18 protein-coding genes, 2 tRNA genes and 1 pseudogene are annotated in these 24,806 nt (G+C 60.2%); 9 read left to right on the plus strand and 12 right to left on the minus strand.

Translation table 11 applies throughout. The annotated features are described in order from the left end of the window. Positions 1–65 precede the first annotated feature (65 nt). Positions 66–656, minus strand: a complete 591-nt coding sequence (locus DGI_RS00215; protein WP_021758542.1) for a DUF1847 domain-containing protein — start codon at positions 654–656, stop codon at positions 66–68. A gap of 152 nt (positions 657–808) precedes the next feature. On the opposite strand from DGI_RS00215, the gene DGI_RS00220 reads away from it, so the two are divergent. Beyond that, the gene (locus tag DGI_RS00220) at positions 809–1,570 is read left to right on the plus strand and encodes a pseudouridine synthase (RefSeq protein ID WP_021758543.1); all 762 of its coding nucleotides are present in this window, start codon (positions 809–811) and stop codon (positions 1,568–1,570) included. Between the two features lie 111 nt (positions 1,571–1,681). Here DGI_RS00220 and DGI_RS00225 read toward each other — a convergent pair whose 3' ends face one another. The 4 genes from DGI_RS00225 to DGI_RS00240 form a co-directional block, all read right to left on the minus strand. Further along, positions 1,682–2,356: a LolA family protein gene (locus DGI_RS00225; protein WP_034607963.1), complete on the minus strand. Its 675-nt coding sequence runs from the start codon at positions 2,354–2,356 to the stop codon at positions 1,682–1,684. A gap of 76 nt (positions 2,357–2,432) precedes the next feature. Further along, positions 2,433–5,408, minus strand: a complete 2,976-nt coding sequence (locus DGI_RS17650) for a DNA translocase FtsK (protein WP_021758545.1) — start codon at positions 5,406–5,408, stop codon at positions 2,433–2,435. 18 nt (positions 5,409–5,426) lie between these two features. Beyond that, positions 5,427–5,984 (minus strand): elongation factor P, encoded by a 558-nt coding sequence (gene efp / locus DGI_RS00235; protein ID WP_021758546.1) that lies wholly within the window; start codon positions 5,982–5,984, stop codon positions 5,427–5,429. A 28-nt stretch (positions 5,985–6,012) separates the two neighbouring features. Then, positions 6,013–6,486, minus strand: coding sequence for a type II 3-dehydroquinate dehydratase (locus tag DGI_RS00240; RefSeq protein ID WP_027193287.1), 474 nt, complete (start codon positions 6,484–6,486; stop codon positions 6,013–6,015). 106 nt (positions 6,487–6,592) lie between these two features. Here DGI_RS00240 and yihA point away from each other — a divergent pair, with 106 nt between their 5' ends. Beyond that, positions 6,593–7,243, plus strand: coding sequence for a ribosome biogenesis GTP-binding protein YihA/YsxC (gene yihA, locus DGI_RS00245; protein WP_235619970.1), 651 nt, complete (start codon positions 6,593–6,595; stop codon positions 7,241–7,243). Here yihA and DGI_RS00250 read toward each other — a convergent pair. Continuing rightward, positions 7,231–7,443 carry a hypothetical protein gene (locus tag DGI_RS00250; RefSeq protein ID WP_021758549.1) on the minus strand — a complete coding sequence of 71 codons (213 nt, stop codon included), beginning with the start codon at positions 7,441–7,443 and terminating at the stop codon, positions 7,231–7,233. The two genes, yihA and DGI_RS00250, sit on opposite strands and share 13 nt — an antisense overlap. A 200-nt stretch (positions 7,444–7,643) precedes the next feature. Between DGI_RS00250 and DGI_RS00255 the strand changes: the two genes are divergently transcribed. Together DGI_RS00255 and DGI_RS00260 are read left to right on the plus strand one after the other, a co-directional pair. Next, positions 7,644–8,441 carry an undecaprenyl-diphosphate phosphatase gene (locus DGI_RS00255; protein ID WP_021758550.1) on the plus strand — a complete coding sequence of 266 codons (798 nt, stop codon included), beginning with the start codon at positions 7,644–7,646 and terminating at the stop codon, positions 8,439–8,441. Positions 8,442–8,534: 93 nt separating this feature from the next. Further along, positions 8,535–8,611 (plus strand) — tRNA-Met (locus tag DGI_RS00260). A gap of 116 nt (positions 8,612–8,727) precedes the next feature. Here the strand turns inward: DGI_RS00260 and DGI_RS17655 are convergent. Then, entirely contained in the window at positions 8,728–9,561 is an 834-nt protein-coding gene (locus DGI_RS17655) for an MBL fold metallo-hydrolase (protein WP_081696932.1), read from the minus strand. A 446-nt stretch (positions 9,562–10,007) separates the two neighbouring features. Between DGI_RS17655 and DGI_RS00270 the strand changes: the two genes are divergently transcribed. The 3 genes from DGI_RS00270 to DGI_RS17660 all read left to right on the plus strand — a co-directional run bounded on the left by DGI_RS00270 (position 10,008) and on the right by DGI_RS17660 (position 13,853). Beyond that, positions 10,008–10,850 (plus strand): class I SAM-dependent methyltransferase, encoded by an 843-nt coding sequence (locus tag DGI_RS00270; RefSeq protein WP_027193285.1) that lies wholly within the window; start codon positions 10,008–10,010, stop codon positions 10,848–10,850. A gap of 41 nt (positions 10,851–10,891) precedes the next feature. Beyond that, positions 10,892–12,490 (plus strand): hypothetical protein, encoded by a 1,599-nt coding sequence (locus tag DGI_RS00275; RefSeq protein ID WP_027193284.1) that lies wholly within the window; start codon positions 10,892–10,894, stop codon positions 12,488–12,490. A gap of 515 nt (positions 12,491–13,005) precedes the next feature. Continuing rightward, positions 13,006–13,853 (plus strand): IS5 family transposase gene (locus tag DGI_RS17660; RefSeq protein WP_144284226.1). Its coding sequence is split into 2 segments (ribosomal slippage): positions 13,006–13,366 and positions 13,366–13,853, totalling 849 coding nucleotides; the frame shifts between segments, so codons are not numbered across the junction. Positions 13,854–14,700: 847 nt separating this feature from the next. On the opposite strand, the gene DGI_RS16690 is transcribed toward DGI_RS17660, so the two are convergent. The 4 genes from DGI_RS16690 to DGI_RS00300 all read right to left on the minus strand — a co-directional run bounded on the left by DGI_RS16690 (position 14,701) and on the right by DGI_RS00300 (position 21,128). Continuing rightward, positions 14,701–17,472 (minus strand): carbohydrate binding domain-containing protein, encoded by a 2,772-nt coding sequence (locus DGI_RS16690; protein ID WP_027193282.1) that lies wholly within the window; start codon positions 17,470–17,472, stop codon positions 14,701–14,703. Positions 17,473–17,658: 186 nt separating this feature from the next. After that, positions 17,659–19,563 (minus strand): GGDEF domain-containing protein, encoded by a 1,905-nt coding sequence (locus DGI_RS16695; protein ID WP_158407264.1) that lies wholly within the window; start codon positions 19,561–19,563, stop codon positions 17,659–17,661. A gap of 77 nt (positions 19,564–19,640) precedes the next feature. Next, entirely contained in the window at positions 19,641–20,717 is a 1,077-nt protein-coding gene (locus DGI_RS00295) for an amino acid ABC transporter substrate-binding protein (RefSeq protein ID WP_021758560.1), read from the minus strand. Between the two features lie 335 nt (positions 20,718–21,052). Beyond that, positions 21,053–21,128: transfer RNA gene (locus DGI_RS00300), tRNA-Val, on the minus strand. A 226-nt stretch (positions 21,129–21,354) separates the two neighbouring features. On the opposite strand from DGI_RS00300, the pseudogene rfbB reads away from it, so the two are divergent. Together rfbB and rfbD are read left to right on the plus strand one after the other, a co-directional pair. Beyond that, positions 21,355–22,389 (plus strand): annotated as a pseudogene (rfbB, locus tag DGI_RS00305) (dTDP-glucose 4,6-dehydratase). Continuing rightward, complete coding sequence (gene rfbD / locus DGI_RS00310) at positions 22,386–23,306, plus strand: dTDP-4-dehydrorhamnose reductase (RefSeq protein ID WP_021758563.1); 921 nt, start codon at positions 22,386–22,388, stop codon at positions 23,304–23,306. The pseudogene rfbB and the gene rfbD overlap by 4 nt, the downstream one beginning before the upstream one ends. A gap of 102 nt (positions 23,307–23,408) precedes the next feature. On the opposite strand, the gene DGI_RS00315 is transcribed toward rfbD, so the two are convergent. Then, the gene (locus DGI_RS00315) at positions 23,409–24,731 is read right to left on the minus strand and encodes a sigma-54 interaction domain-containing protein (protein ID WP_021758565.1); all 1,323 of its coding nucleotides are present in this window, start codon (positions 24,729–24,731) and stop codon (positions 23,409–23,411) included. Positions 24,732–24,806: the final 75 nt, after the last annotated feature.

The following is a 24,806-nucleotide window of genomic DNA, read 5'->3' on the forward strand; positions in this document are numbered from 1 at the left end:
TTCCAAAACGGTAGGAGTATGCTGTCATCACAGCATACGTTTCTTGGGGAGAGGTGCGGCTTCGGTCAGATTTCGCCATCCAGCCGGCGGCGGTAGTAATTGCTGTACAGGGCAGCCACGGGGTTGTGGCCGAGCACGCGATCCTTCACCACCAGGGTGGTGGCCGGGGCCTTGCTGTGCATGGTGAACAGGGCGTCGTGCCCCACGCACAGGCCCAGCACCACATTCAGCTGCGTCTCGTCCCGGTTGAGGATCTCGGCCTGGCCCACGGGGTTGCAGATGGCTTCCACTTCCCGCTCGGGGCCGTAGAGTTTTTTCACGCCCAGCTCGTCCTTGTCGATGCCGCAAACCTTGCAGCACACCGAGCTGACGCGAAAACCCTTCTCCTGCGCCACCTGGACAAAGCGTCGGGCCTCGTTGGCAAAGCCCACGCAAAACGCCACGCCCAGCAGCGTGAATTCCATGCGCCGGGCGAATTCCAACGTCTCTTCCACGCGGCACATCTTCATGTAGTGGTCCGCCTCGATGCTGGAGGAGACCTGCAACAGCCGCAGCACCTCTGGATTCTGCTGGTACTGTTCAAAGACTTCCGTGCGGATGGGATGGCACACCTTGCCGGCGTAGCATTTCTTTTCGTCACAGGTTGCGCATTTCATGGGCTCGCTCCGTGTGTTGGATCAGGATGCGGCGTCCCAAGGCCCAATTTCGGGATACGCCCCTTTGGCCGAAAAAGCACCCCTGCGCGTACCGGTTTTTTGTGCAATCCATCAACCTTGACACCGTCCCCGCCCCCCGGCACTGTACGGGGATGGACGCAATACGACTGAACAAGGTGCTGGCCCAGGCCGGCGTGGCCTCCCGGCGCGGGGCGGACGAACTGGTGTTTGCCGGCAGGGTGCGCGTGAATGGCGCGGTGGCCGAGTCGCCGGGCATGCGCGTGACGCCGGATGACCGCATCGAGGTGGACGGCGCCCCCATGCCGCGCAAGGACCTCGCCGCCGGGCATGCCCTCAATTACATCCTGCTGCACAAGCCGGTGGAGGTGGTGTCCACCGTGCGCGATCCCCAGGGCCGGCGCACGGTGCTGGATCTGCTGCCCCAGGCCCTGCGCGCCAACACCCGCCTGTACCCCGTGGGACGGCTTGACTACTTTTCCGAAGGGCTGCTGCTGCTCACCGACGATGGCGACCTGGCCAACCGGCTCATGCATCCCCGCCATCACGTGCCCAAGCGCTACGAAGTGCTGGTGCGGGGCGATGTGCCCACAACAGCGCTGCAGACCATGCGCAGCGGCATGACCCTGCCCCCCCAGGCCGGGGATCCGCCCGCAGGCACCCGGTTGCAGACGGTGCCGGCGCGCATCCTGGGCATCAAGGACGGCAAGACCCTGCTGGAACTGGTGCTGCACCAGGGCGTGAACCGACAGGTCCGCCGCATGTGCGAAGCCCTGGGCCTGACCATCCTGCGGCTCACGCGCGTGGGGCTGGGCTCCCTGGAGCTGGGCACGCTGGAAAAGGGAAGCTGGCGACGGCTCACCAAAGACGAAGTACAGGCCTTGCAGCAAGCCTGAAGGGCTTTTACTGTTGGAACAACCCTTGCGAGAGGGGAAACCTTTTTGCAAAAGGTTNCCTTTCTTCAGAAAGGTTTTCCCCCGAGAGTCCTTCGCAAGGGTCAAATTGCGTTACTGTGCGTCCACGGTGTTGTCGAACACCTCCACCCCGGCCGGCGGCGTGAAGGTGAAGAGTCCCTCGTCCAGGGGCGGATTGAGGGACATGTCCGTGAAGGCCACCACATTTTCGTTCCCGTAGAAATCAATCATGCTGATGCGCTGAATGAGGCCCGTGGCGGGATCGGCCCAGATGGAGGCCTGCACCAGGCCGGGTTCGGGCTCCCGGGGGGTAAGGTCCAGGCGCGTCAGGCTGTCTTCGCGTCCGGCGTTGACCACCTCGAAATCCTTGTCCAGCCGGGTGGTGCCGGCCAGAAAGTGCAGCATGGTCTTGGAGTCCAGGATCTCCGAGGCCTTGTACTTGTACGCGGTTTTTTCCGCCTCAAAGTAGTCCCACACCACGTCCTTGGCGGCCACCAGCAGTTCCTTTTCCGGCTCCAGGGTCTCCCAGCGGATGAGCCCGGGCTTCTTCATGGACACGCGGCCGGTGCGGCGTTCCGCCTCCCGGCTGGCGGAATTGATCAGCACCTGGGAAAAATGCGCGCGAAAGGTCTGCATCGATTCGTATTGCTTCTGGATGGCGTCCAGAAGGGCATTGGTTTCCGGAGAACTGGCTGCGCTTTGCATGGAAAAGCCCATGGTCAGGGCGATGCCGGCCACAAGCACGCAGGCGATGAGCAGTTTTTGCATGGTCTTTCCCGGGACGCGTTCCCTGGCGGAGGCACTCTGGTTGACGCAGGCCGGCGGCAACCGGCTGCGCAGGAGATCAACTTTTCAACACGGGCCGGGGCTTGGCGCCATCTGCCGGACCCACGATGCCATCCATCTCCATCTGCTCCACATAGCGCGCCGCCCGGTTGAAGCCGATGCGGAACCGTCGCTGGATGAGGGAGATGGACGCCTTGCCCTGACTGAGGACGAAATCCTTGGCTTCCTGGTACTTGGGGTCCGTATCCAGATCGCCCGGTCCACCGGCAGCGCCGTCTTCCTCGCCGCCGGCCTCGCCCCATTCGCTGAAGTCCAGCTGATAACTGGGCGGCTGCTGGCGCTTCCAGAAGTCCACCACGCGCACCACGTCGTCGTCGCTCACAAAGCAGCCGTGCAGGCGTTTCACCTTGCCGCCGGAAGGCTTGTACAGCATGTCGCCCTTGCCCAGCAAGCGTTCCGCGCCCACCGCATCCAGAATGGTGCGCGAATCGTGCTTGGAGGTGACCTGGAAGGAGATGCGGCACGGGAAGTTGGCCTTGATGAGGCCGGTCACCACGTCCACACTGGGCCGCTGGGTGGCCAGGATCATGTGGATGCCAGCAGCGCGGGCCAGCTGGGCCAGGCGCACCACGCTGGTTTCCACTTCCTTGGCCGCGGTGAGCATAAGGTCGGCCAGTTCATCAATGACGACGAGCAGATAGGGCATGGTGTCCAGATCTGCCCAGTCGCTGGGGGCAGACCCCTCGGCGCGACGGGCGGCCAGGCGTTCGTTGTAGCTCTGGATGTTGCGCGCGCCCACCCGGGCCATGGCCTGGTAGCGCTGGTCCATCTCGTGCACGGCCCAGTCCAGGGCATTCTTGGCCAGGGCCATTTCTGTGACCACGGGATGCACCAGATGGGGCAGTTCCGAGTACACGGCCAGCTCGATGCGCTTGGGGTCGATGAGCAGCATGCGCACTTCGTCCGGCCGCGCTTTGTACAAAATGGAAAGCAGGATGGAGTTCAGGCACACGCTCTTGCCCGCGCCCGTGGCTCCGGCCACCAGCAGGTGGGGCATCTTGGAGAGATCCGCCACGGCGGAGGCCCCGGCAATGTCCTTGCCCAGGGCGATGGTGAGCAGGGAATCGGACTGGCCGAAGGCGTCGCTTTCCAGAATTTCGCGGAAAAACACGGTCTCGCGGACCTTGCTGGGAATCTCCACGCCCACCATGTCCTTGCCGGGGATGGGCGCCTCGATGCGCACCGCCAGCGCCTTGAGGGCCAGGGCCAGATCGTCGGACAGGTTGGCGATGCGGCTGATCTTGATGCCCGGCGCCGGCTTGTATTCGAACATGGTCACCACGGGCCCGGGGGTGACGTGGTGCACGTCGCCCTGGACGTTGAAATCCGCCAGACAGGTGGTCAGGCGCAGGGCCTGGTCCGCCAGTTCATCGGGATTCACCACGTGGGCCTGGGCCGGCACCGGCGCCAGCAGTTGCATGGGCGGCAGGGTGGCCCGGGTCAACACGGCCTCGCGCACGGGGGCCACCGGCGCCTGCCGGGTCTGCGGGCCGGCCAGCTCCTCTTCCAGGGTCAGGTCGCGGTCAAAAACTGCCACCTCTTCCATGGTGTAGGATTCGGCGACCGGTTCGATAGGTTCGACCGGTGCGACTGGTGCGACTGGTGCGACTGGCGCGACTGCTTCAACTGGTTCAACTGGTGCAACCGGTTCGATTGGCGCGATTGGTTCGATTGCGACTGGTGCAACCGGTTCGACGACGGGAACAGGGGAAGCCGCCGCCACCGGCCGTACTGTCATCGGCCGCACCACCACCGCCGGTCGCATCGTGTCCGCAGGGGGGACCGGAACCGGGGCCGGGGGGGGGACGTCATCCCAGGGCGCGCCGGCATTCGTCTGCAGGGCATCCGGGCCGGCGGCGAGTTCTCCGCCCAGGGCCTGGCGGAATTTTTCCTTGATGCTGGAAAAATTGGCCGGCAGCACCGGCTCACGATCGGGGATGGGGTCTGTGAAGGTCTCGTCCTCCTCGCAGATCATGTCCATGATGTTGCGGGTAGGGACCCCCGGCGCGTCTGCCGGGCCAGGCTGCACGCCGTACTCGGGCTGCACGCCGTATGCAGGTTGCGGCGGAACGCCTGCCGGTTCTGCCGGGCCGGTCTCCCACAGAAATTCCTGGCCGGCGTCCAGCTGGGCTTCAAGGGTGGCCTGCCCTGCCGGAAACATCGCCGGCGGCGGGGGCGGCGGAGGCGGCGGCACGCACGAACCGCCAGCCGACGACGCACAGCCAGGGGCCGGCGAAGGAGATGATGGCGGCACGGGAGCGATGCACGGCAGCGTCTCGAACAGGAATTCCTGCCGCTCGGGCGTGCCGATGCCCTCTTCCATGCGCCGCCGCCGTTCCTCGCGGCGCATGAGGCGTTCCAGATGCTTGTTCCACTGGTCCTCTCCCCAGCGCTGCAGCCTGGGCAGCATGCGCCAGAATCCCTGCCCGGCCAGCAACTGCAGGGAGGCCAGGAAGGTGAGCGTCCACAGGATGTTTGCGCCCACGGGGGTCAGCAGCAACGCGCCCCACCGGGCCAGGATTCGGCCGAAGAAGCCGCCGCCGACCATGTCTCCCAGGCCGATGTGCCGTGCGCCCCACTCGCCTCCGCCCACCGCCATGAGGGTGGCGGCCAACAGGCCCAGGCCCAGCCACCGCCACCAGGGCCACCAGGGCGCGCCGGAGGCAGCCAGCTGGCGCAGGAACAGCCGCAGCCCGGCCACCAGCAGCACCACGGGCAAAAAGAACGAGCCCGCGCCAAACAGGTCGTGCAGCGTGCCGGCCAGATAGGCCCCCAGCTTGCCTGCGCCGTTCTGGATCTCGTGCGTGTCCGCCACGGCCTGGTTGAAGGTGGGATCCTCCGCGCTGAAGGTGCTCAGGGCCAGCAGCAGCACGCAGGCCAGCAGCAGGCACCCCAGCCCCAGCATTTCGCGACGGATGGCGCTGTTGCCCTTGAAGAGGACGGCAGAAACGACGGGGCGCATGGTCAACGGCATGGAACGACGTCCCGCAGGTTATTCGCGGCCCAGGTAGCCGCCAGTGCGGGTATCCACCTTGATGCGGTCGCCCAGGTTCACGAACAGGGGCACCTGCACCTGCAACCCGGTTTCCAGGGTGGCGGGTTTGGTGGTGTTGCTCACGGTGTCGCCCTTGAGGCCGGTTTCGGTCTCCACCACTTCCAGCACCACGGAGGTCGGCAGTTCCACGTCGATGGGCTGGCCCTTGTACAGCAGGACCTTCACTTCCTGGCCTTCCTTGAGGTAGCCGCCCTTGCCGCCGGTCTGCTCGTCGGTCACATGGGTCTGCTCGTAGGTGGTCAGATCCATGAAGGCGAAGCCATCCGCATCCTTGTACAAATACTGCAGGGTGCGGGTTTCGGTATCGGCCTTGCCCACTTTTTCGCCGGAGCGGAAGGTGTTGTCCACCACGCGGCCGTTGAGCAGGTTGCGCAGCTTGGTGCGGACCATGGCGCCGCCCTTGCCGGGCTTGAAGTGCTCGAACTCAATAATTTCAAAAGGAATCTTGTCGAGTTCGATCTTGAGGCCGCGCTTGAAATCCGTCGTCGAATACATGAGGTCTCCTCTTCGAGCCTGGAATGAGTCAGGCAGATGGGTGGTGAAGATGTTGGTACAGAGCCTGGAGGGCGAGGGCATAGCTCAAGAGGCCGAAGCCTGCAATCACCCCGACGACCCTGGCCCCGATGAAGCTCTGGTGGCGGATGGGCTCCGGCCGGGCCCAGATGTTGGAAAGATGCACTTCCACAGTGGGAATTTTAATCCAGGCCAGGCAGTCTGCCAGGGCCAGGCTGGTATGCGTGTAGGCGCCGGCGTTCAGGGCCACGCCGTGCACGCCGGTCTTCCAGGCCTTTTCCAGGCGGTTGATCATGGCGCCTTCGCAGTTGGACTGGTAGAATTCCAGGGTGATGGAGTCCATGGCCGCACCGAGCACCTGCCGGGCCAGATCCGGCAGATCTTCCATGGACTGGTGCCCGTAGATCTCCGGCTGGCGCTTGCCCAGGTGGCCGAGATTGGGGCCGTTCATGACCAGGAATGTAAGGGGCTGTGTGTTGGGCATTGTCACCGTCGTCATGATGTCGTAATTTGTAGGGATGCACGCCTCTTCCAGACCATCATCATCCGAATCGTCCCGTGCCCAGCCCCAATTGGAGCTTGCGAGCACCGTGTACACCATTGACCAACTGCACAAGGCGGAAATTGACTGGAGCCTGCCGCAGGTGGCCCTTGCGGGCCGCTCCAACGTGGGCAAGTCCTCGTGCCTGAACTGCCTGGGCAACCGCAAAAACCTGGCCCGCACCTCGGCCACCCCAGGCAAGACGCAAAGCGTGAACTTTTTCCGCATCCGGTTTCCCGGGGAGGATGCCGCCTTCCATCTGGTGGACCTGCCCGGCTACGGCTACGCCCGGCGTTCCAAATCCGAGCGGGACAAGTGGGCCGCCCTGATGGAAGCCTATCTCAGCGGCGCGCGCCGCCCCCGGACGGTGGTCATCCTGGTGGATGGCCGCCATCCGCCCCAGCAGCTGGATGTGGACCTGGTGGACTACTGCCGCGCTGCCGGCCTGGACTGGCTGCTGGTCTGCACCAAGGCCGACAAATGTTCCCAGAAGGACAAAACCGCCCGCCTGCACGAATGGCGGGAGGTTGCGCCGGACATGCTGCTGCAGGACCGCACCGGCCCGCTGTTCTTTTCCAGCGTCACCCGGCAGGGGCGCGATGCGCTGTGGCGCAAGCTGCGCGAGGCGGCCGGCGTGCCGGAATCCGTGCCTGCGGCCATGCCAGAGCCAGCCCCCGGGACGGCGCATCAGTCCTCCTGAACCTCGCCCTGCGAGGGATCCAGGAAAAATTTCACCAGAAATTCGCTTTCGAGCGGACTCAGGTTGAAGCGGACACAGGCATCCTCAACCAGGGCGCTCAACTCCTTGCCCGCCAGGGAATCCGGGGCTTCGCCGCGGTGCTCGGACACATGGGCAATGGCCCGACGCACCAGTTCGCTTTGGGAAACAAGGGTTGCCATGATGCCGCCTGGGGGCAAGGTGATGAAATCCTTCTGCACTATCTCTTAACAAATTCTACATGACTTCCCCTCCCCTGGCAACCGTCTCCGGCATTGCGGCATCGCTTTCGCGGAGCGCGGTTGTCAGATCGACAGGCCTGCGCTAGGAGGGGTTCGTCCCGTTCCCCACTGTAACACCGAACCATGAAGGATGCCGGCGCATGGAGACGTTTTTCACCGCCCTGGTCCTGGGCATTGTGGAGGGGCTGACGGAGTTTTTGCCCGTCTCCTCCACCGGACACCTCATCCTCACCGGGCACCTGCTGGGCTACACCGGCCCGCGCGCGGACACATTCGAAGTCATCATCCAACTGGGGGCCATTCTGGCCGTGGCCGTGATGTATCGCGACCGGTTCATCGGCCTGTTCTCCCCGCAGCCGGGACAGGCCTTCGGCGGGGTGCGGGGCATGTGGCTGCTGTTCCTCACCTGTCTGCCCGCGGTGGTGCTGGGGTTGCTGACCCATGGCCTCATCAAGGAACATTTGTTCGGCCCCAGGACGGTGGCCCTGGCGCTGGGGGTGGGGGCGCTGGCCATCCTGCTGGTGGAGGCGCAGCCACGGCGCACACGCTACCGCAGCCTGGACGACCTGACGCCCATGCTGGCCCTGGGCGTGGGGCTGTTCCAGTGCCTGGCGCTGTGGCCGGGCTTTTCCCGCGCTGCGGCCACCATCATGGGGGCCATGCTGCTGGGAGCGGACCGCAAGACCGCGGCGCAGTATTCCTTCATCGCCGCGGTGCCCATCATGTTTGCCGCCACAGGCTATGACCTGCTCAAGAGCTGGTCGTTCCTGGACGCCGGCTGGTTCCAGTTCCTGGCCGTGGGCTTTGCGGTGAGCTTTGTGGCGGCCTGGGTGGCGGTGAAGGGCTTCATCCGCCTGCTGGGCTCCATGACCCTGCGTCCCTTTGCCTGGTACCGTCTGGCCCTGGCGCCGGTGGTGCTGTTGTTCTGGCCGTCGTAAAAATTTTCAGGCACCCCAAAAAATCGCTTGCCAACCGACCGCGGCCGGCGTAAAGAGACGTGCTTCGCGGGACATGCAATTGTCCCTGCGCATGGCGAGGTAGCTCAGGTGGTCAGAGCATGCGGCTCATATCCGCAGTGTCGGGGGTTCAAGTCCCTCCCTCGCTACCAACAAGAACAAGGACGTCGGCAACGGCGTCCTTTTTTTGTGCGATTGCAATGCGGATTCCACTTCGCAGAACTGTCCAGAATTGCGCAGCCGCTTCTGCCGTTTGAAGGCCATCTTTTTATGCAGTAAAATCCAGCTGCAATCCGGTGTGGCCAAGGCTGACGATATCACCCAACGCACGCTTGACTGCATTGCCTTGCGCACTTCCAGTGCAATGACAAAGAACCAATGCAGTTAGGTTCAGTTGCGCCAGTGCGTGAATGGTCCGTTCAAGGCGTTCTTGAGAGGCATTGAGCAAATGCAGTCCGCCAAGGACAGTATGCAGCCGCACGTTTGGGAAACATGACATGGCGTGCGTGACCGTGTTGACAATTCCGGAATGACAGCAGCCTGTCACTACGGTCAAGGCATCTCCATGGACAATGTACAGCGCCATGTCATCATGCAACGTGTCTTGATGAAACAATGTCGAATCAAGAAAGAAATTGCCGCCGGTATCTTCAAATGAAGTCACCCTGGGGATAGTGCCGGAAAAGTAGACGCCTTCCGTCAGCCTATGAAATTGAGCGCTGCGGTGGAGCTGGTCTGCCGGTAGGGACAAGAGCGCCGCTCTGCTCGCGTCTGGGATGCCTATGGGAAACGCCTTGCCATGACGCACGCCATACCGGGACAGCAACACGGCGGGATGACAATGGACATGGATGCCTGGATTATACGCCAAGACCTGCGCCACATTACCGGTGTGGTCGTAGTGGCCATGACTGAGGACCAGCAGGTCAAGGCTTTCGAGATCAATGCCCAGAGACCGAGCGTTGGCAGAAAACACCGCTCCCTGTCCCGTGTCAAAGAGCACGCTGGTAGACGACGTCTGCACATGCACTGCAAACCCATGTTCGGATTGCAGTTTGTCGCCAGGCAGATTGTCTGAGAGGATGGTCAAGGTGGTTGACATGCGAAACGATTACGGGAAAGACATGAGGGAAGCAAGCGGGAGGGTTTTGGTCTGAGCGGACCAATTCTGACAGGGGGTGGTTGGATGGGACGGTGTCATTTCCGGTGAACCAAGTCGACTATTTCTGAGGATGCCCCTTTCCTAGCAGCTCCGGAAACGGCACACCAGGAAGAGAATAGAGGCGACGTGGCATAATACGACATTCCGGACTCCACCTTATCATCGCCGCGAAACTGTCCAGGCGACTGGCACCACTTCTGGGTTCAAACGGTGAGGTATTCTTTTCGCTTGTCATTTTGCCTAGATTTGCACCTATTCTGAGATAGCCAAAACCGCTGCTTCGGGTCGGCTGGGCCTACTTGATTTCGGTTGGCTATGTGTTTTCAAGGGCGACTAATTGCACGTAATCCGTGCTTGTGTGTAAACATTTCCGGAGCGTTACAGAGATGGTAAAACTATCCCAGCACTCCAACAAAGACGTCTTGGATTTCTATATCCAAATGCCTTTCAACTACACTCAATCTGCGAAAATCGCCGCTCAAAACATCCTGGCCCAGGACCCGCTGCCCTACTTGGCCCCCCCCCTGGTCGAGCTGCTTACGCCCGAATCACTGGTCGCCGATATCGGTTGCGGCCCGGGTTGGTTGTCCAATGTGATCGCGTATTATTACAAGTCCCAGGTGACCGGCGTGGACTTCAATCCGGTGGCTATCGATCGTGCCCGGGAAACAACCAAGGAACTTGGCCTTGATGTTCGTTTTCAGGTTGCCGATCTGTTCGAATACGTCAACGCCGAGCTGTTTGATTTCGTCTTCTCCATAGGCGTGTTGCATCATACTAACGATTGCCGGATGGGGGTGAGGAAGGTGTGTGGCCTAGCCAAGGAGCAAGGATTCGTGGCTATCGGCCTGTATCATACGTACGGCCGGCGGCCGTTCCTGGAATATTTCACCAAATTGAAGGCGGAAGGGCTGACGGTCGAGCAGCTTTTTGAAAAATACAAGGAACTGGATTCGCGCCACTTAGACGTCGTCCAGGCCAGAAGCTGGTTTCTGGATCAGGTGCTGCATCCGCACGAGACCTGCCACACCCTGGAAGAGGTTGCCGGCTTATTTGACGAGTGCGGGGTTGAACTTGTCTCTACCTCAATAAACAGATTCTCCGACTTTTCATCCCGGCAGGAGCTTTTCGATCTGGAGAAATATCTGGCCGAAGCCGGCCGAAAGGCTTTGGCGGAACAGCGCTATTACCCAGGATTTTTTTTGGCTATTGGAAGAAGGACACGCTAGCAGCGGTCCGTGCGCTGTCCTGTAAAACATAGGAGCAAAAGATGGGAATGCCCACCGGTAAGAATAAAAAGCCTCTCTTGGTGATCTGTTCGACTTCGCAAACCAATGTAGCGAACCTAGGCGATCGTCTGGATAAATTGGCCGAGAAGTACGAACTGCACTACCTTTTGCCCAAGGGCAGGACTTTTGTTAATGAGCCTGCGGTTCGCAATTCATATTTCTTCTCCGGCAAACTGAACAAGACCAACCTGGGACTTATAATGGCCTGTGCCAAGGTCAGGCCAAGCGCCGTGGCCATTTTGTACGGGGACGATTTTTGGCACGACAACGTGGTGGACGCGGTGCTTTGCATATGCAAGGCGTTGCTGCTCAGACCAATCAAGATATATTTATTGAGTCCAACGCATGGAATTACATGGCGGATTCGGGACAACTACGGCGTGGCCGCAACCGTAGCCGCCTACTTGCTGTTTCCGGCGGCGCTTGCCGCGCTCTGGCTGTCAAGTCCGGGAATCGCCCTTTTCGCAGTGCTGTTTTTGCTTCTTTTCCAATTCGCCTATCTGTTGATGAGGGGCTTTCATTTTTTGTTTGCCAAGAATAATCCGTATGAACTTTGTTTTAAAAAAACTCGCAAAGCTTTTGGAGCGGAAATACCTGCTGCATACACCCTTGATGAGCACGAAAGGCGCGGCTATTCAAACGCCCCGAACCTGGACATCCGCTTTGAATGGTCATGCGAGGAATTATCCCTAGCCAGGGAGTTCCGCGTAAAAACCGACTCCCTAGGCAGGCGTCTGGCTGCCCCCCCAAATTCATCCAGCCCCGGGGCGCCGGTTATATCGTTTTACGGCTGTTCCATGACTTTCGGCGACTGCCTGCACGACCATGAAACCTTCCCCTGGCTGGTTGGAGAACTCCTGCCAGACTATACGGTCTACAATTACGGGGTGTCCGGATACTCCATGTATCAGGTCTTTCTTACTATGCAAGACTCCATTGCTACGGACAAACCCAAATTCGTGGTAGTCGGCTATTTCGAGGAAATCGAAGAAAGAAACACATTGTATTCTGTATGTCACAACAACAATCTGTTCTTTACATCGATCAAGTTTCCCGTTTGCATTTTCAATAATCGAAAATTGCGGGAATACTCCCCAAGAGCATACATTCGGGTACTTGGGTCGAAGTTTTTTGGCCCGCTGCTTTTTTTGGAATATGCCGTCAATGCCTTCAGGTTCAGAAAATCCTTCTCCAGCAAATTCGTTCGGGGAACCAACGAGCACGTACTGCTGCGGATGAAGGAGCTTTGTGAACGGAACGGGGCAAAAATGCTCGTGGCCTGTCTGACCAACTCAGAAAAATATCACTCCTTTTTCATGAAGCACCGCTTCAACTGGTGCTACAGCGGAGTCAACTATCGCAAAGACCAGTACGAGCTTGAAAAGTACACCTTCCATCCGCTGGACAAACACCCCAATCAGGAATGTAACATGATCTTCGCCGAAAACATCTATGGCGCCCTGAGAACACTGGAAAAAGAGCCCTTCGTAACCCCAGACTTCAACAAAATCAGTGTACGGAGCGACCCATCCACCGCCAAACCCGCCAAAATGACCAAGGAAATCTATCCGCTGTACTGACTAGGGCCTGTCTCTAAAAAATCTATATATATTGGCGGCTCTTATGGCACAATCGCCGCATGAGCCGACACGACATTTCCGACGAGCTTTGGCAACGTCTTGAGCCCTTGGTCTGCCTACCCCGCAAGGACCTGCGGGGCAGGCCCTCTGTCCAGGGACATGACCCTCTACGACCTTAGAGGGTGTGGCCGAATAATTGACTTTTCCATCAGGCATGCGACAATGGAGCCATCCATATGGAGGTCGCGATGTCTCAGGGGAATCAGCAGAAAGAAGTGAAGCGGCGAGGGCGTAAGCCTTTGCTTGATGAGAAGGACTACGCTTTGCTGCGTGACCAGGTTCTGCGCCAACCAGGAACGCCGATGGTCGAATTGGTGCGCCTGCTGGAGGCGCAAGACAAGAGGGTCAGTGGAACGACGATCAGTAAGGCTCTCAAGGAGATGGGGTTTGTCCGAAAGAAACGACAGAAGGCCCCTTCTGTGTCTGCGCCGCAGACACCTCCTCGCTACCGGGATATACATCGGCGCGAACCAACGAGCTCAAGCTATCCCTCAAGTCTTACCGACCGAGAATGGGAAGTCTTGGAGCCACTCCTGGCGAAGGTGAAAGACCCGCGGGGCCGCAAGCCAGTACATGCGCCACGAGATATCCTAAATGCCATTTTTTATGTTGCCCGCACGGGGTGTCAGTGGCGACAACTCCCCAAGGACTTTCCCGTGTGGACCGCCGTCTGGAGCGTGTTCAGACGATTACGCGACTCGGGAATCCTGGAACGTTTATACGAAGAACTGTTTACGATGTGGAGGCAAGTGACAGGTCGTTCCGCGAGTCCGAGCGCTGGGAGGATCGACAGTCAGACGGTCAAGACGACGGAAAAGGGGGCCTCACTGGATACGATGCAGGCAAGAAGATCAAAGGTCGAAAGCGGCATATCGTCACGGACGTGACCGGACTTCCCTTGGCCATCCGAATCCAACCTGCGGATACGCAAGACCGGGAGGGAGCCTTGGACGTAATCCTGGCAGCACGCAATCACTACGAGACTCTCAAGCATTTATGGGCAGATGGTGGTTACGCGGGGCGATGCGAACTTACTGTGCAAGAGGCTACAGGATGCACATTGGAAATTGTGCGTCGCAGTGGCGATGCACCGCGAGAGGTTTGGCTCGAGGGAAATCAGGATGCGCCTGTCTCGAAGGGTTTCAAGGTTGTTAAATGGCGTTGGATCATTGAGCGTACATTTGGCTGGCTCGGACGCTACCGCAGGCTAAGCAAGGATTGTGAACAGAGCACCGCCAGTTCCCTCGCCTGGGTCAGACTCGCATTGGCCGCCATCCTGCTCCATCGGTTCGGTGAGATTTGATTATTCGGCTACACCCTCTTAGTGGACACTACTTCTCACGCTTCCAGCATGTTGGCGTCTCCTACTTCCGGGCTGTCGACCTTGCCGAGCAGACCTCCGCCACAGCCTCCCCCCAAAAAGCCGACTCACGAGAATGCCCTAGAATCGACGAAAGCCAAGCAAGGCAGGTCTCAGGCCTTGGCGGCGGCAGAATCGATTATAGGGCAAATCTGAGGCATAGCCTGGAAGTACATATATTCTAAGATGATAAGGCTGGCGATTGCGTGCCTGGGGCGACTAGCGGCAACCGCAGCTGCCCCATTGGCCGGCGTGGTGCTTGGCCCATCTGCCCATTTCGAAGAACTCTTTTGGGGCAGGCTCGACCAGGGCCGGCTGCTTGACCGCATGGAGTCCCTGGGCTTCCCGTTGCGGGCCTGACCCTGGTGCCCCGCTCAATCGCCGCCTCGACCGATTCGAGGGCTGGAGCACATGGTGCCCGCTGTTGCTGCCGGGGCTCCCTTTGATCTTGACACCACCTAAAAATCGTCGGATAAATTTAAGCACAAACAGGTGGATAAAAATTTCTGGGTTCAATTTTTTCAGGCGCTTGGCACTACCCGAAGGCAGTCCCTCCCTCGCTACCAACAAGAACAAGGACGTCGGCAACGGCGTCCTTTTTTTGTGCGATTTCAGCATGGTAGCGCAAAAACATGCGGCCAGGGCCTTGCAAGTGTGCACCCGTACCACCATGATCAGCAGTGGCGCTGGTCCTTCGGATCAGTGGGCGACAAACACCTGCAGGTGCTTGTCGCCCACGGGCCGGCTCACCTCCCAGGGGCTTCCCTGGTTCAGCAGCGCAGCGCTGCCGTCAATTTCCAAGCAATAAGAGCTGTATTGGGGCGATGGGAAAGTTGCCCGATTTCGTGTTTTCAAAAACGTACAGGTAGGCGGTTCCTCCCGGCATCCCTCCGGCCACGCCCCCCGATTCTTCGTTAATCGTCAGGACTCCCTGCGCAATGACAGACGGGTTCAGGGACACAGCCCGGATTGCCACCTTCGCGGCCTCCGTATTGGTATCCCGCGGATCGGCGGGAGAGCCGTCTGGCGCCGTCAGGGCATAGCGCTTCACCGACGTACACGAGTTGAAGGGCAAACGGATCGTGACGGGGGTGACACCATCACCAAAATCGACATTGTCATGCTCGCCATCAAGCTTGCGCGAGAGAACGAATACCGAGTATTTCTGGTTGTCCCGTATCGTATAGGCCGACATGAGGGGGACATCCTGGCCTTCGCGCCGGTAGGTGGGAACACTTTGGAAAGACGTTTCGAGCATCTCCCGGCCTGACGCATAGAGATTGCGCATCATCAGCGCCAGCCATCCCGTGTGCCGTCTGAATCCTCCGGCCCTGGGCATGGTGTGCGAAGTCCAGCCGTTGCCGCTATAGAAGCTGTAGTACTCCTGATGCGTAAAGCCCTTCAGGCTGCTGTACAGCCAGGTATCCAAGGCGCTTACGGCGTTTGCCAATGATTTCCCATAACGTTCGGAGATGAGGACTTTGTATTCATCTGATTCCGTGCCGGGAACATAATACCCGCTCGGGCCACCCTCGTAGGCCACGAGTTCATAGTTGGCGGCGCCACGGGCTTTCAACAGGTCCCGGGTTTCTGCCACCTGCTCCATCAGGGGGAACATGGTCAGATACCCGCCCACCAACATTTCCTGCACCCCATGGTCATCAAAGACTTCAAACGGCCTGTCGCCTGTTTCCCATTTGGGGCCAACGTAATTGGCATGTCCCAAATACGAGGTGACAGAAGGCGCGTGCTGCGCCGCCATCTCGCCATAGGCCGTTTCTGAGCCGTCGTAATTGGCGTTGAGGCAGAATCGTATTTTCTGGGCGAGATTATACGTGGTCCACCATGATTTGCCCGTGACGCCCTGGGTAAAATAGTAATTCGCAAACAGGCCGTACTCCGTGCCGCCCAAATGGACATACCCGGGCCTGCCGAACCCATCCCAGCCGTATCCGCCAACCCCCTGATGCCAGGTCTCATTGCCGAGTTCGAGGACGATCTCGCGGAATTCATCCGTCCACGGTGTCCCCACCCCGCGTTGCTGATACCGGAGATACGCCCACGGCTTCGAGGCTGGCGAATCGGAGGCAGGGTCATACGGAACCCCGAGATACTCCACCACCTGCGCCCATTCCACCTCCGTGTACTCTTCACTCAGCACGATATACGGCACAACCCGGTCTTGCGCGCTGGAACCTGTGGCCAGGGACCAATTCAGCGCATGGGGAACCGTCACAAACTGCCCTGAGGCGGGGTTGATATTGTAAATATAGTCAATGCGACTGCTCGCATAATTCGAGAGCAGACGTTTCATCGGGGAATGGCCCGCGTACGTGGTGGTATAAAACCGGACCGCAGGCTTTGGTCCCGAGGCAGGCATGGAGCCCATGAGCTCTGTGAAGGTTTCTTTCTTGGGGGTGAACGGCTTGTAGTTATGGTCCGCATCATAGCGGTACACCATAAAATTATCGATCCATACCGTGCCTGAGCCACTCGGAACCTCTATGCCGAGTGCCGCGTGACGGTCGGCAGGGTTAGGATATGCCGGCCCCGTGAAGTTGTATGTGAATTTCTTCCATGTGCCGGTCACGGTCCATGGGGTGCTTTGGGTAAGACTGGCATACGGCCCGGTGGCCAGAAAGCGTACCTGGCCGTTTGGAATATTTTCCTGCCGCAACCAGACCTCGGCCCGATACGTCGCGCCGGGCTTCAACTGGCTATAGAACTGCCCCTCGCCATCATCATAGCCATGGAAGATATATTGCCCTATTCTGGCCCCATCCCTGGGAACCTTGACCTGCAGGCAGGTATCGCCCGGTTCGGTAAAGCTACTGGGAAGTGTTCCATTGTGGGAAACCAGTGCCATATCCAGATCTGTCCAGCCAACATTTCCCAACAGACTCACATTGTCATCAAACCATTCATGCAGGCGGCTGTTCACCTCGCTGGGCAGCAGCCTCTTTTTGGTGACGGTGATGATGGCATGGTCGCCATATGCCAGCTGAATGGCACTGTTCGACAAGCGCACCCGGTTCACGCTGCCCGCAGCAGACCCCTCGGAAACCCACCCCCCCGCGGGCACAGTGGTTTCTCCCAGAAAAATCACGTGATGCGCGCCCGTTGGATCATGCAGGTCCGAATGCCCATTGTAGGAGAGCGGCTGGTTGTTTGAATCCACAATCCGATACAACCGCACGCTGGCGCCATCGCCAAAGCTGGTTGCCACCTGGTCCCACATGTGTACGCCGCCCAGGCTGGCATCCCACTCAATCCAGCCAGCGCCAGCCCGCTCGACACGCACCAGATAGCGCATGACGGCAGGCTCCATGCCGGAACCTCGAATGAAATTGTTGGTGAGCAGATTGGTTCCGCCAGTCACGGAAGAAACATTGAAGCCAATGGCTTCCACATCCTGCGCCATCACCGTATCGCGCACGGTGATGACCGCAGGTGTATCGGGAGCGGCCAGAACAGGGGTTGCCATCAGGAGCATGATGGACACGAGAAGAGACATCGCACAGCACCAATTCACACGCGCAGTCAACTCGCAGCCGCATTTCATAAAAACTCCTGTCAGCTGGTCGGTGAAAGAAATCGGCCCCGGCCTTTGTCAGGGAGTGGAAGCCATCGGCGTTACTGCATCTTCAGCAGGCGGTCCCGATGGCTGAACGGATTCGCGACATCCGCACGGTACCTTCCTGCGTGCCTGGGCATGCCGTGTCGCCTCGGTGTGCAGTACGTCTCGAGTTCATGCTTCGCTTGTTACACGATTCCGGCCCGCTTGCTTGGAAGCGTAGAGCAGTTGGTCCGCCGTTCGTACCAGATCCTGGATGGACGACTTGCCGAGGGAACTGGCCACCCCGAAGCTCATCGTCTGAGATCCCGGCTCCTGAAAATCCGTTATCGCCACCATCTCTCGCAGTTTTTCCGCCAGGCTTCTGCCCCCGGCCAGGGGTGTCTGGATGCATACAATCATGAACTCCTCGCCTCCCCAGCGCCCGACCGCATCCACCGCACGACAATGCTGCCGGAACAAGCGGGCGATGCGGCGCAAGACCTCGTCACCGATCAGGTGACCGTGAAGGTCGTTCACCTGCTTGAAGTGGTCGATGTCACCAAGGATAACACAGAATTCGTTACCGTACCGTTGCGCCCTGACGAATTCAGTGCCCAACACGGCATCCAGGTGGAAGCGATTGTAGAGGCCGGTGAGGGAATCTGTAATGCTAAGTTCCTGAATGCGTTTGTGGTCGGTAATGTCCTGGGCGATCAACGAGTATTTTGCGGGCAGTCCGGAAGGATCATCAATGGTGGTGACGCGGGCCTCCAGCCAATGCAGTCCGCCATCCTTGTCGGTCAGGGCAAGTTCTCCCGCCCAGTCCCGGCCGTGGGCCATGGCCGCACGGAGTTCTTGCAGCACTTCCTGCGAGCAGGATTGGTGCAGGATACTTTCAAAAGGTCTGCCGTATATCTCTGTGTTGCGTAACTTCATCAACTGACAAAACGCATTTGAAAATTTTCTGATGCAGCCGTCTGCGTCAATATGTGCAGTGAGGACGTGCTGGTCCACAATGGCTACATAGCTTTCCACTTTTTGTTTTGCGGTTTCAAGTTCCGATTGCCGCTGCTGGAGGGCAGTGGAATAGTTGTTCAGGGCCGAGGCAAGCACGCCCAGTTCATCATGAGGAGTTTCCGGCAGCAGCAACTGGAGCGTCGCTTTCCCCTGACACTCCATGGCCTCCACTCGCGCCGCCATGGTCTTCAAACGACGGGCAACGGCATAGTGGATATATATCCATGCCGAAAGGACGATGCTGGCCACCACCGCAGACATCAGGATGGATGCCGTCTCGACCTGCTGCAACTGGTGCAAGCTGCGATCCTTGGCTTGCTGTACCGCGGCAGTGTGGGAATAGGTCAGTTGGGCTGTGAGAAAGCGCAGCCTGTTCGCCTCGCGCAGCCCCTGCGCCAACGCCCCACGAATGACCTCTTCCTGGCGGAACGCCTGCGCCCTCAGGTCCAGCACCTGGAGGACGCGGGCTGCCAACCCATTGGTCCCGGGCAAATCCCTGGGCCAGTCTTGCACGGTGCGGCGCAGGGTTTTGGCTGCAGTGTTGAAGGCGTGGGGATTTTCCAGCTCCAGCACGTACTGCAGCCTGGATAAGACGGCATGGATGTTCCCAGTAACGGGCTCGGGCTCGCCAGCAGGACCGATATCCACGGACGAGTCGGCGAGCAACGCCCGAAGCGACTCCTTGCGCGTTGCCGTCGTGTCCAGATGTTCCTGCACCAACCGGCCCAACCGCAGCACCAGGCGTGCCACCTTGTCACGCGCCTGGGCGAGTTGGGCAATGGTTGCGGGATCGACACCGGAATGCATCAGTGTCTTGGCAGCCTCATCGCACAGCAAAATGGAATCGCGGAGCAGGCGTTCCTGGGTTCGTCGCATGGACTGGGAGGGAGAGGAGGCCAACTCATTAATCTGGCTCACCAGGGGGGTGGATGCCCGGTCCAGACGCGCCACAGCCTGGCTGGATTCAGCCAGGGGGCCGGCCAAACGCTGCACCTCCGCCCAAAAGCTTCGGTGCATCAGCCCCACGGCAAGACTGGCCAGCACAACAAGCACCAACAGCGCGGCCAGAGAAATGGTCACACGTCGAGCGATACCCACAACAGGGCGGCAGGAGACGGAACCGCGATGGTGCACCCCCGACATCACACCACGCAATATTATTGGAACAGCGGCGCATAGAGCAGGCCGCCATCTTTCCACAAGGCATTCAGGCCGCGATCCATGCCAAAGGGAGAGGATTTGCCAAGATTTCGGTCAAAAATTTCGTGGTAGTTGCCCACGGCGGCAATGGCACGCAGCGCGAACCGGGCGTCCACCCCGGGGAAAAAGACGGGCTGTTCGGCGGTACCCAGGAGTTTGCGGAGTTCCGGATCCGTGGCCGTGGCGGCCTGCGCCAGGACATTTGCCTTGGTTATGCCTTTTTCTTCTGCAATCACGAGAGAATGCATCACCCAGCGCACAAGACTTTCCCAGGTTGGCGCGCCCTTGCGCACCACCGGTGTTAACGGCTCCCGGGAGATGATGTCCGGCAGCACCACAAAACTTGCGGGCGAGGGGGAGCGGCTGGCCCTGCTGATGTAGAGGGATGTCCGATCGCCCGTGGTGATATCGCAGAGATTGTCAAGAAAGGCACGCCATTGGGCGTCATGGGTCTCGAAGGAGCGCATCTCAAGCCCCAGGTCATGCTGGGTGAGGTAGTCGCGCAGATTGTTTTCCGTCGTCGTGGCAGAGACAACGCACACCCGAAGGTTGCGCCCTGCGGCATCGGCGAGGCGCTTCAACCCCAGGTCTGCATAGGCCATAAAGCCCTGGCCGTCGTATTCCATCGTGGTGGTGAAGGCAATTCCCCTGCCTGTTTCCCGGGACAAGGTCCATGAGGCATTGGAGAGGATGACGTCCACCTCATTTGCCTCCAGGGCCGAAAACCGGTCATCGGTATACAGCTGGGAGAACTCCACCGCCTCGGGCGCATCCAGCACGGCGGCAGCAATGGCGCGGCACAGATCCACCTGGAACCCCCGCCACATCCCGTCGTCAGCCACTTCCGCATAGCCGGGGAGGTCGTTCACCCCGCAGCGAACATACCCGCGCTCCAGCACCCCGGCCAGCACGTCATCTGGAAGGGGGCCGGGCTTCACGTCCGCGGCGAGAGCCGGTCCCCCGAGGCAGAGGAGAAGCGCCACACACACCAGCAGGGCACGTTGCAGAACGCCCGAAGTTTTGGACTGCGCCATGTGAACCTGTCCCCCACGGTTGACGATGCCGTTAACCAACTGAAACAACATGCAATATACAACTGTACGCATCGTCAATTTTTCGCAGTTCGCGAGCAAAGTCAAGCCTAAATCCAGAGCGCCGCCCTCCAGTAACCAGGGGGCCGGAGAGAGCCGGCAGGCACCGGCCGCTGCATCCGTATTTTGTGCGCGTGCAGGGAATCCGGCGCGGGCAGTCCGGTTCTGTGGTCGTGGTTCGCGGGGCTGCTGCAGCGTCAACTTCTATCATGCTGCGGGACAGGGGAGGATAAAAGAAAAGACCCCGGCAGGTGTTGCCGGGGTCTTTATTCTCTCGGTGGTGGGCGGTCGGGGATTTGAACCCCGGACTTCCACCGTGTGAAGATGGCACTCTAACCGCTGAGTTAACCGCCCACGTGTGTCTTTAGGGATTTCGACCCGGCTTGGCAAGCACTTTTTTGCCATCTGCCCGACATTTTTTTGTCATCCCCCCGCCATACGTCCCCCATATCCTTAGAAGGGGGCTGCAAGGCCCACACATCCACCCCTGGCAGCCCTGCTCTTTATTGACCCTGGCGCGCCATCAGGGTAGAAGCAAGCCGCACCATCTTTTCACCCTTCTCTTTTTCAAGGATGCAGCATGCGATTGCTCGTGACTGGCGGTTGCGGTTTCATCGGCGCCAACTATCTGTACTACCTCTTCGAGACGGACCCCGACTGCGTTGTCGTCAACCTGGACAAGCTCACCTACGCCGGCAACCTGCTTTCCGTCACGCCTCTGGAAGAGCGCCATGGCGTCAAGCACGGCGATGGCCGGTATGTGTTCGCCCACGGGGATATTGCCGACGCCGAACTGGTGACGCGCTTGGTGGAAGAGCACCGCATTGAAGCCATCGTGAACTTTGCGGCGGAATCCCACGTGGACCGCTCCATCAACGATCCCACTCCCTTCATGACCACCAACATCCTGGGCGCGCAGAACCTGCTCCAGGTGGCCCGGGCCATGAAGCTGGAGCGCATCGTCCACGTCTCCACGGACGAAGTGTACGGCACCCTGGGACCGGACGGCAAATTCACCGAGGCCACCCCCCTTGCGCCCAACAGCCCCTACTCTGCCTCCAAGGCGGCAGCCGACCTGTTGTGCCGGGCCTGGTTCCATACGTACAACACCCCCGTGGTGGTGACCCGTTGTTCCAACAACTACGGGCCGTTCCAGTTCCCCGAAAAGCTCATTCCCCTGATGATCACCAAGGCCAAGGCCGACCAGCCCCTGCCCGTGTACGGCGACGGCCAGAACGTGCGCGACTGGATTTACGTGCGCGACCACTGCCGCGGCGTGGATCTGGCCCTGCGCAAGGGCACCCCGGGCGAGGCCTACAACTTTGGCGGCAATGCGGAAAAAACCAACATCGATGTGGTGAAGACCATCCTCACGGCGCTGGGCAAGCCGGAATCCCTCATCACCTACGTGCAAGACCGCCCCGGCCACGACCGCCGCTATGCCATGGATTACTCCCTGGCCGAACGCACCCTGGGCTTCACCCCGGAATACACCTTCACCGCGCCGTAAGTCCTTTGGGAGACCTGGTACAACCAGAATGAGGAATGGGTGGCCAGCGTGCACAGCGGAGCGTATCTGGCCTTCATGCAACAATGGTACGGGAGCAGAATATGACCCAAGAGCAGACGACGGCAGCGGCCCGACCATCCGGTCCCTGTCTGGTGCTGGGCGGCAAGACCGGGATGCTCGGTCAGGCCCTCATGGACGCCCTGGCCAAGGCCGGCCACCCTGCCGTGGCCCAGGGGCGCGACGATGTGGCTCTCACCTCACGTGAGGCCCTCGCCGCATACCTGGAGACCGTCAACCCCGGCGTGGTCTTCAACGCCGTGGCCTACACCCAGGTGGACAAGGCCGAGGACGAGCCCGACGAAGCGGCCCGCCTGAACAAGACCCTGCCGGAGAACCTGGCCCACCTCTCTGCCTCCATGGGCTTCAAGCTTATCCATTTTTCCACAGATTTCGTGTTCGACGGCAAGGGCCAGGAGCCCTACGAGGTGGACGCCCCCACCGGGCCGGTTTCCGTGTACGGCCGCACCAAGCTGGCCGGGGAAAAAGCCATCCGCAGCGTGAACCCCCCGGGCTGGACCATCTGCCGCACGGCCTGGCTGTTTGGCCCCGGCCGGAAAAACTTCATCACCACCATCCTGAATCTGTGCCGCTCCCGGGATACCCTGAATGTGGTGGACGACCAGATCGGCTCCCCCACCTGCACCGTGGATCTGGCCCTGCATGCCGTGCAATTGCTGGACGCCGACGCCTCCGGCCTGTTCCATGTGGTGAATGTCGGCGAGGCCAGCTGGTGCGAACTGGCCACGGAAGCCGTGCGCCTCACCGGGCTGCCGTGCAAGGTGTCGCCCATCCCCACCAGCGGCTACCCCACCAAGGCTGCCCGGCCGGCTTGGTCCGTGCTCTCCACGGCGGCCTTCACCGCAGCCACAGGCGTGACGCCCCGCCCCTGGGCCAAGGCCCTGCGGGACTACATCTTCAAGGATTTGCAGGATTTTCTGGAGCCGCAAGCCAACCGCGGCTAGAGCACGTTGTTTTTGAAAAGAACTCTCGGGGGACAACCTTTCTGNAACCTTTTGCAAAAAGGTTTCCTCTCTCGCAATGTCCTTTTTCAAAAGTAAAATGTGCTACTGCGCCGTCCTGATGGCGTCCACATCCACCCCCAGCTTGCGGATGCGGTGCCAGAGGCTTCTGTCCTTGATGCCCAGGAGGCTGGCGGCCCTGGCCTGCACGCCCCCGGTCTTGGCCAGGGCGGAGACGATGAGCTTGCGCTCCACCTGCTCCAGATAGCCATCCAGATTGATGGCCTCGTTGAGTTCCAGATCCTCCTGCGTCACCACGGCCTGTTGCGCCACATGCCCTGCCAGGTGCCGGGGCAGAATCATCCCCTCCTCGGCCAGCACGGCGGCGCGTTCCATGGCATTCCGGAGCTCGCGCACGTTGCCCTGCCACTGCCCGCCCAGCAGCAACTGCATGGCTTCGGAGGAGAGCTGCAGGGTTGGGGCGAACTTTTCCAGAAAGTATGTGGCCAGCAGGGGAATGTCCTCGCGGCGTTTGCGCAAGGGGGGCAGGTGGATGGGGAAGACATTGAGACGGTGGAACAGATCCTCGCGGAACTGCCCCTTCTCGATCATGTCGTGAAAGTCCTTGTTGGTGGCTGCGATAAGCCGCACATCAAAGTAGATGGTTTTGGTGCCGCCCACGTGCTCGCAGGTGCCGGATTCCAGGGCGCGCAGGATCTTGGCCTGGGTTTCCATGGGCATGTCGCCGATTTCATCGAGAAACAGCGTGCCCGTGTCCGCCAGCTCAAACTTGCCGCGCTTCATGGCCGTGGCGCCGGTAAAGGCGCCTTTTTCGTGGCCAAAGAGCTCGCTTTCCAGCAGGCCGGGGGGAATGGCGGCGCAGTTGAGGGCGATGAACGGCTTGTCGCGCCGCTTGCTGTGCCGCACGATGGCCTGAGCAATGACCTCCTTGCCCGTGCCGGACTCGCCGGTAATGAGCACCGTGGCATCTGCGGGGGCCACCTTGAGAATCTGGCGCAGCACGCCGCGCATCACCTTGCTTTCACCAATAATTTCGGGAAAATGCTCGCGGGCGTCCACCTTGCTCAAAAAGTCTGTGATCTGGTTGAACACCGCCGTGTAACGGGTCAGCTCGTCGCGCGCCAGGGCCTTGCCCTGCTCGAAGCCAAGCACGGCCGGGAGCTGTTCCGCCTCCCGGATGAACTGTTCCACCGGCCGCAGGATGGTCCGGGAAATGAGGAGCCCGGCGGAAAAGGTCAGCAGGGTCATGCCGGCACCGCAGGCCAACAGATACGGCAGGGGCGGCCGCTGCGTGGTGAGGCAATACAGTGTCACCTGATAGCACAGCACCATGCCCAGCAGCGCCAGGCTGGTGAAGACCACTGGCACGGTGATGGTCAGACGAATGTGGAAATTGCGTCGCTTCATGCAGGCGCTGCCGGGAGGGGTGATGGTTCGCGGGGGAAGCCCATCCTGCGCAGTGGACTTCCCCCTTGCAAGGCC

Source organism: Megalodesulfovibrio gigas DSM 1382 = ATCC 19364 (genome assembly GCF_000468495.1).
In the GTDB taxonomy this organism is placed as follows: Bacteria; Desulfobacterota; Desulfovibrionia; order Desulfovibrionales; family Desulfovibrionaceae; genus Megalodesulfovibrio; species Megalodesulfovibrio gigas.